Origin of the sequence: uncultured Kriegella sp. (assembly GCF_963975415.1) — a bacterium.
GTDB lineage: Bacteria > Bacteroidota > Bacteroidia > Flavobacteriales > Flavobacteriaceae > Kriegella.
In genome coordinates this window covers 834,061-850,637 of the sequence record NZ_CAXBGN010000001.1, presented here as the reverse complement: position 1 = coordinate 850,637, position 16,577 = coordinate 834,061, and the positions used below count along the sequence as shown (strand labels likewise).

Sequence of the window (16,577 nt, the reverse complement as noted above, 5' to 3'; positions counted from 1 at the left end):
AAAATTAGCAATAGTACATCTCAATACATTTAGCGAGAGATACTATGTCCGTTTTTGTATGTGCTGCACTTAACACAATTCGACTCAGGGTCGGGGAATACTCATCGGGGTAATTGAAGTCGGTAACTATGATTTTATTGTGCGTTAAAAATTGTGTCAATCCGCTATCGGAAAAACTAATAGCTGGGTGGTTTTTCATGAATTTGAATTTTTTGGGATATTTCAAGCGGTCTAAAAACAGGTTTATGTTCTGCTGTAGTCGTCTTCTTTTTTCTGCGTAGATTTCCTGAGCTCCCAGTATGGTCGCAAGGGCGGCTGGCATTGCAGGACTCGCCCCGCCAAAAAAAGCGGTGTTCTTTAATTGATTGATGCGATTTTCAGTGCCAAATATTGCTCCCGCCTGTACCCCTAAACCTTTTCCTAATGAACAGCAAACCAATAGTTCTTGGCTTCCCAAATGCTTTAATTTTTGGTAAATTCCGTTCCCGTGCTCACCTATCACTCCGATTCCATGAGAATCATCGACAACCAAAATTACTTTATCCAAAGGAAGTGTTCGAAGTGCTTCAAAAGCAGGGTAATTATTTCCTGAAAAATCTATGGAATCCAATAAAACCACGGGAGTTTTACTTGGGTTTTGCTTTAGATGATCAGTTAAGAAAGCATGTAGTGTTGAATATGATTCAAAAGAACCTGAATCATCGGTCATCAATGCCGAATGAGTGTTCGGTGCATAAAGAAGTTTATGCTTTTCTACTTGTAGTGTTTGCGCCACTAATTGACCAGCTAGATAACCTGAAGAGACGGTTATACAGGCTTGGCTACCTACCCAATGTTTCAAGTGTTGTTCAACTTCGTTATAGATCGATAGCCTAATATTCGATTTTCGTGAAGCTCCGTAATTGGTGCCGTATTTTATGACGTTTTCGATAAAAATACCTTGAAACGCTTTGTCCTTTTGGAGCCCCAAATAAGCGGTTCCTCCAAAATAGAGGTGCTTTTCTCCGTTGATAAGAAGTTCACGACTTGAAAAACCGTCAATGTGATGTGTCATTACCGAAGTGTTATACCGCTTCCTGGTAGTTCGGGAAAGATTACGTTGCCGTCAGATTCGATTTTTACTCCATCGGCAATGTCGCTGGAAAGCAACATGGCACCATCCATATCAACATAATCCAATTGAGGCAAGAGTTGCGCAATGGCCGATATTCCGACCGTTGATTCGGTCATACATCCGACCATAACTTTAAGGCCTATCTCCTTACCTTTTTTTATCATACGTAGGGCAGGGGTTAGGCCCCCACATTTAGTGAGTTTTATATTGATACCGCTAAAGTGAAGTCCGCATTTTTCTACGTCGGTTTCTATAATACAACTTTCATCGGCTATGACGGGGAGAACACTATTATGCATCACCTTTTCCATACCTTCCCAATCACCTGCCGGTAATGGTTGTTCTATAAATTCGACGCCTAAATCTTTTAATAGTGGTGCATTTAGAATAGTTTCTTGTGGGGTCCAGGCACAATTTGCGTCAATACGGAATATGGCGTCTGTATGCTTTCTAAGTTTCTTAATAATTGCAATATCATTTTTCGTACCCAATTTAACCTTATAGATGGGCCATGGCATTTCTTGCATTTTTGCCACCATGTTTTCGATAGTGTCTATACCAATAGTATAGTTCGAGGTGGGGTAGCTGTCGGTATTTGTTTGCCAGATTTCATACAGCGGTTTTTTCAAAATTTTGCCGAAAAGATCATGTGCGGCTAAATCTAAAGCACAAATGGCAAAATTTGTCAATCCTTTTTCGACCAGAAAGTGGTGAAAAATTTCCGGACTAGTGAACTCGAAGTTGGTTATCTCATTTTGAATGGCTTCTATTTCGGCCATCATGCTTTCAACCGTAATTTGATAATAAGGGTTTGAAGTGGCCTCACCATATCCCGTTTGGCCTTCTAGCGAAAGAGATACAATCAAAGTATCTTGAAAATCATGAGACTCGCGAGAAATACTAAAGGTATGTTTTAGAGGAAGTATGTACTTTTTTAAATGTAGTTGCATCATGTATGGGTAGGTATTAACGAAGATAGCAAAAGACTTGCAAGCTTTCCAAAACCGAATGAAGGTAATTTATAAAATTCGTAAAGAACAAACACCCGTCAAACTATTAATAACTTGACAGGTGTTCTCCTATAAATCGTAGCGCTTGGGGGATTTTCTATTGTAGCGATCGATACATATTAATCACGGTAAGTAATGCTTCCGGATATATTCTTTTTGCCTTTTAATGAGGCGTCACCCGAATAGGAAATGTTGCCACCACTACTGGCGTCGGCAACTAAAGATTCGGTAACCGTTATCATTAGATTTCCTCCGCTACTGGCATCGGCATGGCAAATTTTGGTTTCCAAATTCTTGGCATTTATATTGCCTCCGCTACTCACATCTATATCGGCATTTGCTACATCTCCGGAAACGGTTAAATTTGCCCCACTACTTGCATCAATTTCCACTTTTTCGGCCAGAACGTCGACCTTCAAAAGAGATCCACTGCTCGCATCGATTTCGATATCATTACAAGTAATGGTATGCTGTACTATTAAATGACTGCCACTAGAACTTCGCAAAGCCGTTATTTCGGGTAACGAAACATATACTTTTTTGGTAGCCCTTCCAATATTCTTAACGGCATGAACTCTAAGTTTTCCCTCTTTAATATCTGTTCCGATAAGGTCGATAATATTCTCATCGGCTTCGACCATGATTTCAAAGTCTTTTGCTTGCGTCACATAAACCTCCAAGCCCTCTGAAGCTGATATTTTAGAAAAATTGTTGGTGATGGTGCGTGAATCTTTCGTTACTATTCCGTTTCCTTTTATTCCACTGCTAAGATCACCCATGTTTATATCAAATCCGCATGAAGTGAAAAATAGGGCAAGTAAAAATGCGATTGTCAGTCGTGCTAATGTTGTCATGATCGATGTTTTTAGAATGAACTTGTTTCGGTATTTGTTGATTAAGTTCAACTGTTGATGAATGATTGTTGTTTATTAATGTAAAAATGCTGATTAAGCTTACAGTTTTATAGTTTATAGTACCGAATCGTAGAATTCGATAGATGAATCGTTTGTTTGGCGCCTGTGTTAAAACAAAGGGAGGCATAAGCAATAATTGCGCTATCGTAAAACTTTATAGGGTGTTTAGTTCTCATCGGTATTCACCTTCACGCCTTTTTGGTCAATATTGATGTCAACATTATCACTATTGTCGTTTGCCTTTATTTTAACACCATCCCCATCAATTTTCATTTTGAAGGAATCTTGGTTGTCCTGAATATCGATGTCCACCCCTTCTTCGTTGATGATAATTCTGTTATTCCCCTTAGAATTTTCATCATCATCATCATCATCATTTTCTTCTGGACAATTAAGGCATATGAGCTCACCATTTGCGTCCATTTGCCACAAATATTTGGTCATTTCACATCCATTCATATTTCGGTCTAAAGGGGCTCTCATCGTCCAACAACGATTATTGTTGTTTTCATAAGAAATAACAGTGCCTTCTGGAATCGCGAGATTGACCTGAACTTCTTGGTCTTTGAACTTGTTGGATCTATGGGTGGTCAAAAAATTGTCGAGATAAATGGTATTCTTCTCAGTTCTATAATCGTACGCTATTTTTTCCGCAGTTTCCCGGGCATCATTGAAAGAGCTGCCACGAGCATCTTTTCTGACCCTAATATGCGACGAGGAACCATTTGATTTTTCAATTTTGACTTGTACATCGTTAGATAAAAGAATGTCGTTGCCATCATCATCTTTATATAGCATAATATCGTCGATGTTCATGGTATTGAGAATACCGCTGTTTTCAGGTGAAACGAGTGCCACTTTTAATGTGTCGGGCTCATTTAAACTGAAGAGTTCCTCTTTGGTTGTCGCACTTCCCTCGAAAGCTCTCGCAGTACCTTGTTGTATGCCTAAAACAATCAATGCAATAAGACTGATCAGCCAAAGGCCCAATAAAGAAAACTTGGCGATGTTCCCGATCGATTTTAGATTGTTGACTAAAATTTTTAATCCTAGGTAAAGTAAAAAGAACAGTGGTATGGCAGAGACAAAGAAAATAAAGAGTGAGGCCAGCCAAATAGGAGTATTTGTGGCATCGGCCATTTGGTAAAAATCCATTCCGGGGAAATGTACTCCTTTAAAGACGCCCACTGTAAAAAGGGCTACTAAAAGGGCAATGATTCCGGCAGTACCAGTAATGATCAAGATGATGCCGATGAATTTTGCGATGATTTTGAAAAAGAACATGATGATTTTTCCAATGGTATCAAAAAAGGTTTGACCACTACTTTTTATCTTGTTGCCCATGGCGTCATAGTCGGCATTTTTAACTTTATCGGCTACGCCGTCAAATCCTTCCTTTACTTTTCGCTCAATATTGCTAATGTTGATTTCTTCACCTCGCATGTCCAATTTTTGGGAGGTGGTTACCGCCTCAGGAATTAAAATCCATAGCAGGCCGTAGACTAAGATAAAACCTCCACTAGAACCGATAGTCAAGAGAATCCACAACAGTCGCATCCAAAGGGCGTCAATTTTGAAATAATGACCCAAACCTGAAGATACCCCCGCAATGTATTTATGGTCGATATCACGGTATAATTTCTTGATTCGTTTGGGTTCTTTTTGAGATAATGGTTCATCTTCGAAAATATCTTCATCGATCATGTAATCTTCTGGTTGCCCCATGATGGCAATAACTTCATCGACTTCTTTTTCGGTAATGACCTGTCGTTCGTGTTGCATTTTTTCATGAAACAGCTCTGCCAGACGCGCTTCGATGTCTGCAATGATTTCATCGCTTCCCGGGGTTCCGGCAAACGAACGTTTGATCGCTTCGAGATAATTTCGCAACTTTCGATATGCCTCTTCATCGATGTGAAAGAAGATATTTGCGAGATTTATATTAACTGTCTTGTTCATTCTTAGTCGTTTTTAGTGTTGGTAACCAGATTGGTGGCACTTCTTAATTCGTCCCAGGTCTTGTCTAATTCTTTGAGGAACAATTTTCCGGTTTCTGTCAAGGTGTAGTATTTTCGTGGCGGGCCTGAAGTCGATTCTTCCCAACGATAGTTGAGTAGCCCGGCGTTTTTGAGCCTAGTGAGCAGAGGGTAGATTGTTCCTTCCACTACGAGCATACGCGCATCTTTTAAGGTTTCCAGAATTTCTGAAGCATATTTGTCCTTTCCGTTGAGAATAGACAATATGCAATATTCCAGCACCCCTTTGCGCATCTGTGCTTTTGTGTTTTCTACGTTCATAGTTTCATTTTACTAATTGATTAACTGTTCGTTTTTCTGTGCTGAACTTGTTTCCGTATTGTTTCAATGATTGGTTGAATCGAGAAATAAGTTCGGCACAGTTTGATTGATGACTAAACTCCAAATGGTGTGATGAGTACCATATGCTTTTGATTTATCGTGTTTTACTTTATAAAATCGATGGTAATAGGATATTTAAAGGTTAGACCTTCGTTGGTACGAATGGTTGCCAAAATAGTGTAAACGAGATTGATGATAGAGAGCCCGATTTGTAAGAGACCTGAAACGCCCAAAGGCAATAACCATTTGCCAAAACCGAAATCATGGCTCTTGAAACTGATGTTCATGGTATTGAAATTGTTTAGGCTATCAAAACCGAAATGGCCAAAATCAAAAATATTCGGAAAGAAACCTATTAAAAAGGGAATGCTTATAATTCCTAATACTATCGAATAGAGTAAAAGACTGATTTGAAAATTTAGAGCCTGCTTTCCATTATAATCGATAAATCGATATTCCGCCTTATTTGCCGTCCATAAAATCAGCGGAAGAATAAAATTTCCGAAGGGAATAAAGTATTTTGAAAATGTCGATGCGTGAATTATTGCAGACAAATTTCGTTCGTGTTTTGTCAATGTATCTGTCATGGCTTAGTAATTTCTTATGCAAATATATGTCTAAAAGAAGGTACTATGCAAAGCAAAGTACTATAAATTAACATATAATTAACAATTATAACTTCGGAAAATTTCAATACTTTTAGGTCATAGAAACGAGATTATGGCAACAAATACAGGGAAATTCAATGCGTTTACTTTTTTTAATCTACCCGTAGCTTGGTGGTGTGGGGTTCGCTTGAAATATATTGACGAACAAAAGGCGATTGTTACCGTAAAGCATCGATGGTTCAACCAAAACCCTTTTAAATCGATGTTTTGGGCCGTACAAGGTATGGCTGCAGAATTCAGTACGGGTACTATGGTTATTGCCCGAATCAGGGAAAGTGGCAAAAAGATATCAATGCTAGTGGCCAATAATAATGCCAATTTCTCAAAAAAAGCTACGGGAAGAATCACTTTTACATGTGAAGATGGTCATTTGATCAGTGAGGCCTTGGCTAAAACCATTGATACCGGAGAAGGGCAAACCTTTTGGATGAGGTCGGTCGGCGTAAATGAAGATGGGGTAGTGGTTTCAACTTTTAATTTTGAATGGACAGTGCGCTTGAAAAAGTGATTTTGATCTGTTCGAATAAATTATGAGCTCCTATTTTAATACAATGGCAGTCTTGATTTAGGCCGATTTCCGGTACTTCCCAAGATTTACTAAAAGAATTGGGGTTGGTAGACAAAATTGCGCTTTTGCTCTATATACTTTTCCCCGATATCTATTAAGATTGATTTTGCTTTATATTTTAAACACTTTTATGATGTATGGAATGGATTCGACCGTTCTTAAAATCATTAATAAAGTAGTGTTGTTTTATGAAGAAAATCTTGATTCTTTTAGTATTAGTAAGGGCAAATTTGTCTTATGCCCAAGAAACAGATGGTATTTATGTTGACTACGAAAGATTTCCAAGTTCTGATGTCGGAAGTGTGGATAAAGTAGCGGCTGGGATTGCTATTCCCTTATTAAATACAAACAAGGAAAAATTAACCGTCGGGGGGAAGGTTCAAAATGTAAGCTTTAATTTTGTCGATAAGAACGTACCCTTCGAAACAGACGAGATAGAAGGGTTTAATTCCTTTAGTTTAAAATTTGCATACCAAAGAAATTTAAGCAGTAATTGGGCAATAAACTTGATGGGGGAATCCCAGATATCATCGAATTTTGATCAAACGGAAATTAACTCAAACGATATATTCTTCAATGCCCTGGTTACTTTAGACAAGTATAGTGAGGAAAATAATAGTTTATGGACTTTTGGTGCGGAATATGATATTAAATACGGTTTGTACCATCCAGTCCCGGTAGTGGCCTATACAAAAAGAATCAGCGAGGCATGGGCTTATAAAATAGGTATACCAGATAGTCGCGTCAAATGGACGTTGACAGAACATCATGATTTCGAGGGCTTTGCTACCTTAACGGGGTTTACTGGTAATATCAATGATGATATCGATATTTATAAAGAAGATTATATGGGAACATTAAGACAAACGAGTTTTTTAATTGGTTTAGCGTATAATATTGCCTTTTGGAAGAATTTTAAAGCGACATTAAAAGGAGGCCATACGGTATACAATCGTATGCAAGTACAAGATTATAGTAATGATGAGATTTATGATTTTGATATGTCGAATAGCTTCTATCTCAATTTTGGGTTAAAATATGCGTTTGGCAGCAAAACAAAAATCAAGAGCCCATACTAAAGGCCGCACAAATTAAATGCGGTATGTTCCGCAAGAGGCTGTGACGAGAGTTTCGATGGGCCACCCCGGGTTTCCGAAAATCTACGAAACGTATTGAAGTTTGGTCAGGTTTGTTTATGTATAAAATTATTGCCTGGCTAAATGTTAACGTTCTTCCGTGTTATTTTTTGGTTCTATGTATTCATGGTTTTATTAGGCTATGGACATGTTAAAACAATTCTTTAATTTGTAACGAATAACAGGAATAGTCTACATATAGAAGAATTGTAGAAAAAATATAATTGAAAAAAGTAATGAATATGAATGCACACGAAATAGACTATGAGATTTACGGGGAAGAAATGCAATATGTCGAAATCGAACTCGACCCTCAAGAGGCGGTGGTGGCCGAAGCAGGTAGCTTTATGATGATGGATGCCGATATCAAGATGGATACTATTTTCGGTGACGGATCCAATCAAGATACGGGTGTTCTAGGCAAACTGTTTTCGGCGGGAAAACGATTGTTGACAGGCGAGAGCCTGTTCATGACCGCATTTTTGAATATTGGTCAAGGAAAAAAACAAGTAAGTTTTGCATCGCCCTATCCGGGAAAAATTTTACCCATAGATCTTTCTGAAAAAGAGGGTAAGTTTATCTGTCAAAAAGATGCTTTTTTATGTGCCGCCAAAGGGGTTTCGGTAGGTATAGAATTTTCGAAACGATTGGGGCGCGGACTATTTGGAGGTGAAGGGTTTATCATGCAAAAGCTTGAAGGTGATGGTATGGCATTTGTTCATGCCGGGGGTACTATGGCAAAAAAGGTTTTGGGTGTCGGTGAGATCTTAAAGGTCGATACCGGCTGTATTGTCGGGTTTACTAAAGATGTCGATTATGATATCGAGTTCGTCGGTGGTATAAAAAATACGGTTTTTGGGGGTGAAGGCTTGTTTTTTGCAACCTTACGCGGTCCAGGAACGGTTTATATACAATCGCTGCCGTTTAGCCGCTTGGCGGGTCGCGTTTTAGCTTCGATACCCAGAGGCGGAAAAGACAAGGGTGAAGGCAGTATTTTAGGAGGACTCGGCGATATTATTGGGGGAGACAATCGGTTTTAATTTCTGTATTCGCGAGGTACGAAGCGATCTGTTGAATTTCGTTCAATCTAGAGCATGCATTACTTCTAAAGTGACTACAATAAACTGATTGCTTCACTTTGTTCACGAAGACTTCAATCATAAACTTTTTTACGGAATGAATTTCAAAAACCTTGTTACTTTTCTTAAAGAACTCGAAAACAATAACAATAAAGAGTGGATGGATGCCAACCGAAAATGGTACACCGAGGTCCGGAATGATTTTATCGCTTGGCTCGATGTATTAAATACAGAATTGGCGGCCCTTGACGATGAATATTATGATACGCCAGGGAAAAAGGGTATCAATCGCATCAATAATAATCTAATGTTTCACCCGAATAAACCCATTTATAAAAATCATTTCGGTGCGGGATTGGACAAGCGCCCCAATACTGGAGACTTTTATATTGAAATTGGTATCGAACGGTCGATATTTGCCGGAGGGCTATGGCGGCCAGATTCCAAACGATTGCGAAGTGTTCGAGATGCCATAGATTACGATGGAGAAAAACTAAAAGGAATTTTGGCTAAAAAGTCATTTACGAATATGTTTGGAGCACTATATGAAGATGCGAAACTGACCAATGCTCCGAAGGGATACCACAGTGATCATCCGCATATTGGTTTACTACGAAATAAAACGTTTGCCGTGGCCACCGAATTTTCAACGAAAGAGGTGTTGAAACCTGATTTTAATAAAAAAGTGATTAAAGCCTATCTAGAAATTCTTCCGTTTCGAAGGTATTTAAACAAGGCGGTAACGGTATAATATAAAGCGAAGTAACTTTTTTAATTTCTAGCAATACAGTCTTTTCTAAATTCATGTTGGCCTATAAAGAATACTATAGTTGCAAATTTGGGACCTAATCTTTTTCGAAGAAACCGAAACGCTTTGGTTAATTGTGCCTCAATCGTTTTTTTTGAAATATCAAGATGTTTCGCTATTTCGATATTGGTTAAACCGTCTTTTTTGCTGAGAAGAAAAATTTGACGACATTTTGGAGGCAAGTCCTCGATGGCTTCGGTAACGAGCACCATCATTTTTTGTAGCTGGTTTTCATTCTTTTCGTCTATGACAAGATCAAGGGCGGCAATGTATTTTTTTTCTAAGGCCATTACGGCTTTGTTCTTTCGGTATTGGTCTACAAACTCATTATGAACCGATTTGTACAGATAGTTTTTTATTGAAAAATCAGATTTTAATTTACCTCTCTTTTCCCAGGTGCGCACCAATACATTTTGTACAATATCTTCGGCAATTAAATCGTCTCTAATCAAACTGTTTGCATATACGCATAAGTTATGATGGTACTTTTCAACCAAATAGGCATAAGCATTTTCATCTCCCTTTTTTAAGCCATTGATCAGTGTCTTGTGATTTGAAAAATCCTTCTCCATATTGTTTATTACATAGTATTTAGTGAAAATTTTTGGTAAATATGAAAAAAAATCGTGAAAAAAATAAGGGTTTCATAGAATGGCTTCGTATAAAGGTGAACCGAGTGACGAATGAGGGCGAAAAAAATTCAGAAATTAATCGTTAAATATGTGACCGCTTCTATTTCCGCAGCCGAGTGGGATGAACTGCAGTTATGGTTGGCGGAGCCCGATAATGAGAAGGTTTTTAACGATTTTGTAGAGATCAATTATGTCATCGACCACACTATGAAAGCATACGATACTAAAAAATCAAAAGAGCTTTTATTGCATAAGATCAGACAAGACAAACGTCTTTTAGGTAGATATAAGTTAGCAAACGTTCTTAAATACGCGGCCATAATTGTTTTCTCTGTGGGACTAGGATATATTGTTCATCAACAAACGGAGAAAGAAGTCACTGTCGAGCCATCGATGCCCGCATCAAACTTTATAACGTTAGAGCTTGAGGATGGGAATATTAAGGTGATTTCTGAAGATGGCACCTCTGAGGTTCGTGATGCCTTAGGAAATGTGGTAGGTAACCAAAAGGGAAGTCAGTTGGTATACGGTACTAAAGATAATAATCTTCCCGAAAAATTGGCATATAATACCCTCAAAGTACCTTATGGAAAGCACTTTAAACTGCAACTTTCCGATAGTACGATAGCTTATTTGAATGCTGGCTCGTCATTAAAATACCCGGTTAAATTTTTAAAGGGAAAAGATCGTACGGTTTTTTTGACGGGAGAAGCTTTCTTGGAAGTAGCAGAAGATGCCGAACATCCTTTTATAATAAATGCCGATGATTTACATATAAAAGTCTTCGGAACGAAATTCAATGTAAATGCCTATCCAGAGGACAAAGTGAAAGAAGTTGTTTTGGTCGAAGGTTCGGTAGGTCTTTATATTGGTGGTGAAACAGCTGATTCTTCGGGACCAACAGTGTTGACTCCGGGTACTAGGGGAAGCTATGACAACACAGAAAAAGATATAACCACCGAGCCTGTAATCACAAGTATTTACACTTCTTGGGTGCAGGGTGAATTGGTGTTTAGAAATATGACATTTGAAAATATTCTAAAAAAATTGGAACGACAATATGATGTAACCATCATCAATGAGAATTCGAAGTTGTCTTCTGTTGAATTCAATGCCAGTTTTGATGATATGCCCATTGGCAAAATACTGGAATATTTCAAAGGGGCCTATGATATTGATTTCACCATAATTAATGATAAAAAAATAATAGTAAATTAAAATAATGCCTATGAAATAAGCGTCAAATAAAGAGGTCGATAGACCGATGATCACTTTCTAACTTTGATATACAAAAAATCGGAAAATGCGTCACCATTTCCCGATTTCCACTAGTGATTAAACTAATTGAGTAACCACACTTAAACACTATAAAAATATGAAAAAACTTCTTCACCAAGAAAGGAGCTTCCATGGGATATTTAAACCAAGCTTAAAGATGAAACTTAGTATGTTGTTCATGTTCACGGTACTGCTGACTATGCAGGCGAACACCTCAAATGCCCAACGTACCAAAGTAACGTTGAATTTGAACGATATATCGGTAGAAAGGCTCATCGATGAAATTGAAAGCAAGACTGATTTTCACTTTGTGTATCAGATAAAACAAGTAGACTTAAAACGCAAAGTAAGCGTTAAGGCAAACCAAGAACTGGTTACAGCTATTTTAGATCGCATTTTTACAGATACGAAGACGGTTCATAAGGTGGTAGACAACCAAATATTTTTAAAAGAACGTATTGCCCCTCCACCTCCAAATAATGATAAGATTGCACCTGTTTTAATTGACCTACAAACTATGGTAACGGGTCAAGTAACCGACGATAAAGGTACTCCGTTACCTGGTGCCAACATAGTAGAAAAAGGAACCACCAATGGGGTTACCGCAGATTTCGATGGGAATTTTTCGATAGAACTTTTAGGTGATAATGTTACCTTGGTAGTTTCCTATATCGGATTTTCTACCAAAGAAGTCCCGCTAAACGGACAAACTAATGTAAATGTACAACTGCTGGAAAGTGCAGCAGGTCTTGATGAAGTAGTAGTAGTAGGTTATGGTGTTCAGAAAAAGTCTGATATTACTGGAGCGGTTTCCAACATTTCAGAAGAAAAATTACAGAGCAGGCCGACCGCTAACTTTTCCGATGCACTACAAGGACGAAGTAGTGGAGTTCAAATACGACAGTCCGGCGGTGATTTAGATGGCAAATTTCAAATAGCCATTCGCGGGGTCGGTTCAGTAACCGGAAGCAATGATCCCTTGATCGTTGTCGATGGGGTTCCTTTGATAAGTGCAAGTTTTTCTACGATAAACCCCAAAGATATAGCCTCTATCGACATTTTAAAAGATGCCTCGGCAACTGCTATTTACGGAGCTCGTGCGGCCAATGGAGTAGTCATTATTACAACGAAAAAGGGCAAAGTCGGCAAACCTCAATTGACATACAGCTCAGACTTAAGTGTTGAGCATATATCGGAACGCTATGATGTGATGAGTACGGAACAACAACGGCTGCTTTTTGTGGAAGCGTTTAAGAATTCCAATAGAAGTACGGCCGTTTATGATGATCCGACCAACCCTGTCTGGCAGCTTGATACCGATTGGCAAGATTTGGGTACGCGAACGGGAATTCGTCAAATTCACAATATCAACTACTCTGGTGGTACAGAGAATACCCAGTACTCGGCATCTGCATCTTATCAGAACAGAACGGGAACCTTGTTGAATACAGATCTTAAAACCTATTCGTTACGCACCAATTTGAGCACCCAGGTAAACGATTGGCTTAAAATAAGTACGAATATTACGGGCAGTTATCAACCTGAGAATTATTCAGATGGTGATAATTGGGGGTCAACAGGTTTTCGGGGGTTTGCCTATCAGCACAGTTATACTCCGGCGTACGATGAAAATGGAGAGCTAACCAATATCAATACGGCATCGGCCCCTTATTTTGGCGCCAATCAAAACCCATTGGTTCCTTTGCTTTTGCCTACCCAAGAGCGGAATACCACCAGGTTGCTCGGTAACTTTCAGGCAAACATAAAACTTATTGATGGCCTATTTCTAAATACCAATGTGGGTGGTGATTTGGTACGTATAGAAGGGTATAGTTATAACCCTATTTACCAAATAGGGCGAATGATCAATAATCAAGGTTCGGTAACGGTAACTAATAATAACGATACCAATTGGGTGGCCGATGCCACTTTAGACTATTCAAAGGATTTCAACAAACAAAGCCTAAAGTTGTTGGTCGGTGTTTCTGCCCAGCAATTTTTATTGCGCAGAACAGCGGCATCAGGTACGGGAACCATCGACAATTCCTTAAACCAGCTATCGAATCAAACCAGTTTTAATAGCACTGGTAGTAATGTAAAAGGAGGTTTGGCTTCTTCATTTGCTCGTCTAAATTATGGATATGACAATAAATACTTGTTGACGGCCACCGTTCGAAGGGATGGTTCTTCCCGTTTCGGACCCGATAAACGCTATGGTACTTTTCCTTCCGCATCGGTCGCTTGGAGAGTTTCACAAGAAAACTTTTTAAAGAATAGTACTATTTTGAACGACTTAAAACTCAGGGTTAGTTACGGTCTTACTGGAAATCAAAATATTGGAAACTTCGAATTTATCACCAAGGCAGCGCCTACTCCTTACGTATACGGCAATACTGTGGTCGTTGGTAACTCGGCGTCTAATATCGGCAACCCTTCGTTGCAATGGGAAGCGAATAAACAACTAGATATTGGTATTGATTTCGCATTATTTAAAAGTAGGGTCAGTGGTACCATTGACTACTATGATAAAAAATCGGAAGACTTGTTGATACAAAACCCGATACCCTTGACTGCAGGAGTGCCCAATGCCCCTATTGTCAATATTGGATCGGTACAGAATTCGGGCATCGAGTTTGCAATTTCTTCTAGAAATTTGGTCGGAAATTTTACTTGGACTACGGATTTTAACATTGCCTACAATAAAAATGAAGTGTTGGATATTGGAACGAATTCGGCAGGGGAGCCTTTAGAAATACCAGGACAAAATATTCCATTATCGAATCTTCCTTCCAACTTAACGGTTGCTGGAAATCCTGTTGGGGCTTTCAATATGTATATTTATGACGGAGTTTGGCAGTTGGGCGAAGAAGCCGAAGCTGCCACTTGGTTCAACGCCGTACCTGGAGATCCGAGGTATAAAGATATTAATGAGAATGGTGTGCTAGATGCAGGTGACCGAACTTTTGTAGGTAATCCGCATCCGAAACTTATTGGAGGTCTTGACAATACCTTTTCCTATAAAAATTTGTCGCTATCGGTCTTTATGAATTTTGCAACAGGAAACGAGTTGTATAATACTGCTAGAAACTTGTTTTCGAGAGGAGTTCCTTTTGTACAGAATTTTGCCGAAGCCTCTGATTTTTGGACTCCTGATAATCCATCTGAAGTGCCACGGCCCTCACAAGGGGGTACTACCACAACTTTGGCTACTTTGGTATCTACACGATTTCTTGAAGATGCCAGTTTTTTAAGATTGAAAAACGTGGCGCTGACCTATGATCTGCCCAGCAAAATTTTTGACAACTCTTTTATAGAAAGTGCACAATTTACTTTTTCGGGAACCAATCTTTTGACCTTTACCAAATATACCGGTTTAGATCCAGAAGCTTCCAGTAGGGAAAGCCTACTATCGGCAGGAATAGATTATACGCCTTATCCGAATACAAGGCAATATAATTTAGGGGTTAAAGTAAGTTTTTAAATTAAATACGGATAAAATGAAAAATTATATAAAATATATAGGACTACTTTTAATAGGCGTCTATTCAATCAGCTGTAGCAATATTTTAGACCCGGAGCCGGAAGGTCAGGTAGCTTTAGAGCAACTTTTATCGACTGAAGAGGGTCTTATTACTGGCGTTAACGGTGTTTATGAGCCATTACAGCCTATTTTTCAAAATACGATGGTACAATTGGCAGGTCGTTCAAGTGACGATGGATGGACCTGGCGTAAAGAAACCGAATCGGATATTTTCAATATTGATGAATCATTCGGGCTTATACAGACAACTTGGCAGAATCATTATCAGGGTATTACCAGGGCAAATACGGTTTTAGAGCGTATGTCTACCATAGACGAGTTCTCAAGTGCAGAGATGAAATCATTAATTGAGGGTCAGTGCAAGTTCATGAGGGCTTTTTATTATTTTCATTTGGTAAGATTCTATGGTGGGGTTCCCTTAATAATCGAAGAAATTAAAATACCCTCTGATGCAGAATTGCCAAGGTCTTCAATTGAAGAAGTCTATGCCCAAATAAAATTGGATTTGAATGAAGCCATAACCCTGTTGCCGACAGCTTATACAGGTGGTAGTGGAAAAGAAGAAGGTAGGGCAACAAAATATGCGGCCATGGCATTGTTGGCGACCGTAAACCTAGAGTTGGAAGAGTGGAGCGCGGCGGTAACCAACACCGAAGACATCATAGGAAAAGGTAGGTTGCTAGAAAACTATGCAGATAACTTTAATGGATCTAATGAAAATGGTCCGGGTTCAATTTTTGAGGTGCAGTACGGTGGCGAAACCGGTGCGACCACGACCAATTTAAGAAATACGTTTGCTCCAGAAGCAATGCAAGGAGGAGCGGCGACCTTGCCTACCGATGATCGTTTGAATGGTGAAGGGGGTAGCTTATCTTCCGGTAATGGAATTGTTCAAGAATATGAAGACGGGGATAACAGGTTTGAGGTAACCCTCGCAGATTATGGTATTGATAATTTTCTGTTTCCCGACCAACCCAAAGGAAGCCTTCTGTTTGTAAATAAATATTTGAACGAGGTTGATCAACCACCAGGCCAAAGCACCTGGAACTATCCGATTATCCGATATGCCGATGTGCTGTTGATGCGGGCCGAAGCGTTGAATGAAGTTGGGTATATTTCTGGCGGAGAGGCCTTCGGTCTATTAAATGAAATTCGACTGAATGCAGGGCTTCCCGCACATGATGCTACCACCCTTACTTCACAAGAAGCATTTAGAATGGCCATAAGAAAAGAAAGAAGGGTAGAGATGGCATTCGAGACCAAGCGCTACTTTGATTTGAACAGATGGGGCATTCTAGAGGAACGTATCCAATTTCAGATGGATATTAAGGGTGAACTCACATTTCCCTCAAATCGGTTAATATCACACCCTATCACAGGAAAACCGTATTTCTTATATCCGATTCCATTGGTCGAGTTTTCGAATAATGCCAATATTCAGGAACAAAATCCGGGGTACTAGTTCTCTTCGG

Annotated in this window: 14 protein-coding genes; 7 read left to right on the top strand and 7 right to left on the bottom strand. The window is 39.1% G+C overall.

The annotated features are described in order from the left end of the window. Positions 1 to 4 precede the first annotated feature (4 nt). The 6 genes from AACZ88_RS03535 to AACZ88_RS03510 form a co-directional block, all read right to left on the bottom strand. The gene (locus AACZ88_RS03535; RefSeq protein ID WP_339706256.1) at positions 5 to 1,054 is read right to left on the bottom strand and encodes an aminotransferase class I/II-fold pyridoxal phosphate-dependent enzyme; all 1,050 of its coding nucleotides are present in this window, start codon (positions 1,052 to 1,054) and stop codon (positions 5 to 7) included. Next, entirely contained in the window at positions 1,054 to 2,064 is a 1,011-nt protein-coding gene (locus AACZ88_RS03530) for a dipeptide epimerase (RefSeq protein ID WP_339706460.1), read from the bottom strand. The genes AACZ88_RS03535 and AACZ88_RS03530 overlap by 1 nt, the downstream gene beginning before the upstream one ends. A 179-nt stretch (positions 2,065 to 2,243) precedes the next feature. Further along, complete coding sequence (locus AACZ88_RS03525; RefSeq protein ID WP_339706253.1) at positions 2,244 to 2,978, bottom strand: head GIN domain-containing protein; 735 nt, start codon at positions 2,976 to 2,978, stop codon at positions 2,244 to 2,246. A gap of 225 nt (positions 2,979 to 3,203) precedes the next feature. Beyond that, positions 3,204 to 4,997, bottom strand: coding sequence for a PspC domain-containing protein (locus tag AACZ88_RS03520; protein ID WP_339706250.1), 1,794 nt, complete (start codon positions 4,995 to 4,997; stop codon positions 3,204 to 3,206). 2 nt (positions 4,998 to 4,999) lie between these two features. Continuing rightward, complete coding sequence (locus AACZ88_RS03515; protein WP_089888005.1) at positions 5,000 to 5,335, bottom strand: PadR family transcriptional regulator; 336 nt, start codon at positions 5,333 to 5,335, stop codon at positions 5,000 to 5,002. 164 nt (positions 5,336 to 5,499) lie between these two features. Next, positions 5,500 to 5,982 carry a DUF4870 domain-containing protein gene (locus AACZ88_RS03510; protein ID WP_339706245.1) on the bottom strand — a complete coding sequence of 161 codons (483 nt, stop codon included), beginning with the start codon at positions 5,980 to 5,982 and terminating at the stop codon, positions 5,500 to 5,502. 133 nt (positions 5,983 to 6,115) lie between these two features. Between AACZ88_RS03510 and AACZ88_RS03505 the strand changes: the two genes are divergently transcribed. From AACZ88_RS03505 to AACZ88_RS03490, 4 genes are all read left to right on the top strand, one after another. Further along, entirely contained in the window at positions 6,116 to 6,571 is a 456-nt protein-coding gene (locus AACZ88_RS03505) for a DUF4442 domain-containing protein (protein WP_339706242.1), read from the top strand. A 248-nt stretch (positions 6,572 to 6,819) separates the two neighbouring features. Beyond that, positions 6,820 to 7,710 carry a DUF6268 family outer membrane beta-barrel protein gene (locus tag AACZ88_RS03500; RefSeq protein WP_339706239.1) on the top strand — a complete coding sequence of 297 codons (891 nt, stop codon included), beginning with the start codon at positions 6,820 to 6,822 and terminating at the stop codon, positions 7,708 to 7,710. Positions 7,711 to 8,009: 299 nt separating this feature from the next. After that, complete coding sequence (locus tag AACZ88_RS03495) at positions 8,010 to 8,807, top strand: TIGR00266 family protein (RefSeq protein WP_339706236.1); 798 nt, start codon at positions 8,010 to 8,012, stop codon at positions 8,805 to 8,807. A 136-nt stretch (positions 8,808 to 8,943) separates the two neighbouring features. Then, a complete protein-coding gene (locus tag AACZ88_RS03490) occupies positions 8,944 to 9,597 on the top strand; it encodes a DUF2461 domain-containing protein (RefSeq protein ID WP_339706233.1) in 654 nt (217 codons plus the stop codon). Positions 9,598 to 9,617: 20 nt separating this feature from the next. On the opposite strand, the gene AACZ88_RS03485 is transcribed toward AACZ88_RS03490, so the two are convergent. After that, positions 9,618 to 10,226, bottom strand: coding sequence for an RNA polymerase sigma-70 factor (locus tag AACZ88_RS03485; RefSeq protein WP_339706230.1), 609 nt, complete (start codon positions 10,224 to 10,226; stop codon positions 9,618 to 9,620). A 111-nt stretch (positions 10,227 to 10,337) separates the two neighbouring features. Here AACZ88_RS03485 and AACZ88_RS03480 point away from each other — a divergent pair, with 111 nt between their 5' ends. From AACZ88_RS03480 to AACZ88_RS03470, 3 genes are all read left to right on the top strand, one after another. After that, positions 10,338 to 11,504, top strand: coding sequence for a FecR domain-containing protein (locus AACZ88_RS03480; protein WP_339706227.1), 1,167 nt, complete (start codon positions 10,338 to 10,340; stop codon positions 11,502 to 11,504). Between the two features lie 217 nt (positions 11,505 to 11,721). Continuing rightward, positions 11,722 to 15,045, top strand: a complete 3,324-nt coding sequence (locus tag AACZ88_RS03475; RefSeq protein WP_339706224.1) for a TonB-dependent receptor — start codon at positions 11,722 to 11,724, stop codon at positions 15,043 to 15,045. Positions 15,046 to 15,061: 16 nt separating this feature from the next. Then, positions 15,062 to 16,567, top strand: coding sequence for a RagB/SusD family nutrient uptake outer membrane protein (locus AACZ88_RS03470; RefSeq protein WP_339706221.1), 1,506 nt, complete (start codon positions 15,062 to 15,064; stop codon positions 16,565 to 16,567). Positions 16,568 to 16,577 lie beyond the last annotated feature (10 nt).

What these genes read in the sequence shown, in the direction of transcription:
- AACZ88_RS03520 (WP_339706250.1), bottom strand. Translation starts at nt 4,997, where the DNA reads ATGAACAAGACAGTTAATATAAATCTCGCAAATATCTTCTTTCACATC.
- AACZ88_RS03470 (WP_339706221.1), top strand. Translation starts at nt 15,062, where the DNA reads ATGAAAAATTATATAAAATATATAGGACTACTTTTAATAGGCGTCTAT.
- AACZ88_RS03535 (WP_339706256.1), bottom strand. Translation starts at nt 1,054, where the DNA reads ATGACACATCACATTGACGGTTTTTCAAGTCGTGAACTTCTTATCAAC.
- AACZ88_RS03475 (WP_339706224.1), top strand. Translation starts at nt 11,722, where the DNA reads ATGAAACTTAGTATGTTGTTCATGTTCACGGTACTGCTGACTATGCAG.
- AACZ88_RS03480 (WP_339706227.1), top strand. Translation starts at nt 10,338, where the DNA reads ATGAGGGCGAAAAAAATTCAGAAATTAATCGTTAAATATGTGACCGCT.
- AACZ88_RS03510 (WP_339706245.1), bottom strand. Translation starts at nt 5,982, where the DNA reads ATGACAGATACATTGACAAAACACGAACGAAATTTGTCTGCAATAATT.
- AACZ88_RS03500 (WP_339706239.1), top strand. Translation starts at nt 6,820, where the DNA reads ATGAAGAAAATCTTGATTCTTTTAGTATTAGTAAGGGCAAATTTGTCT.
- AACZ88_RS03530 (WP_339706460.1), bottom strand. Translation starts at nt 2,064, where the DNA reads ATGCAACTACATTTAAAAAAGTACATACTTCCTCTAAAACATACCTTT.
- AACZ88_RS03495 (WP_339706236.1), top strand. Translation starts at nt 8,010, where the DNA reads ATGAATGCACACGAAATAGACTATGAGATTTACGGGGAAGAAATGCAA.
- AACZ88_RS03515 (WP_089888005.1), bottom strand. Translation starts at nt 5,335, where the DNA reads ATGAACGTAGAAAACACAAAAGCACAGATGCGCAAAGGGGTGCTGGAA.
- AACZ88_RS03505 (WP_339706242.1), top strand. Translation starts at nt 6,116, where the DNA reads ATGGCAACAAATACAGGGAAATTCAATGCGTTTACTTTTTTTAATCTA.
- AACZ88_RS03485 (WP_339706230.1), bottom strand. Translation starts at nt 10,226, where the DNA reads ATGGAGAAGGATTTTTCAAATCACAAGACACTGATCAATGGCTTAAAA.
- AACZ88_RS03490 (WP_339706233.1), top strand. Translation starts at nt 8,944, where the DNA reads ATGAATTTCAAAAACCTTGTTACTTTTCTTAAAGAACTCGAAAACAAT.
- AACZ88_RS03525 (WP_339706253.1), bottom strand. Translation starts at nt 2,978, where the DNA reads ATGACAACATTAGCACGACTGACAATCGCATTTTTACTTGCCCTATTT.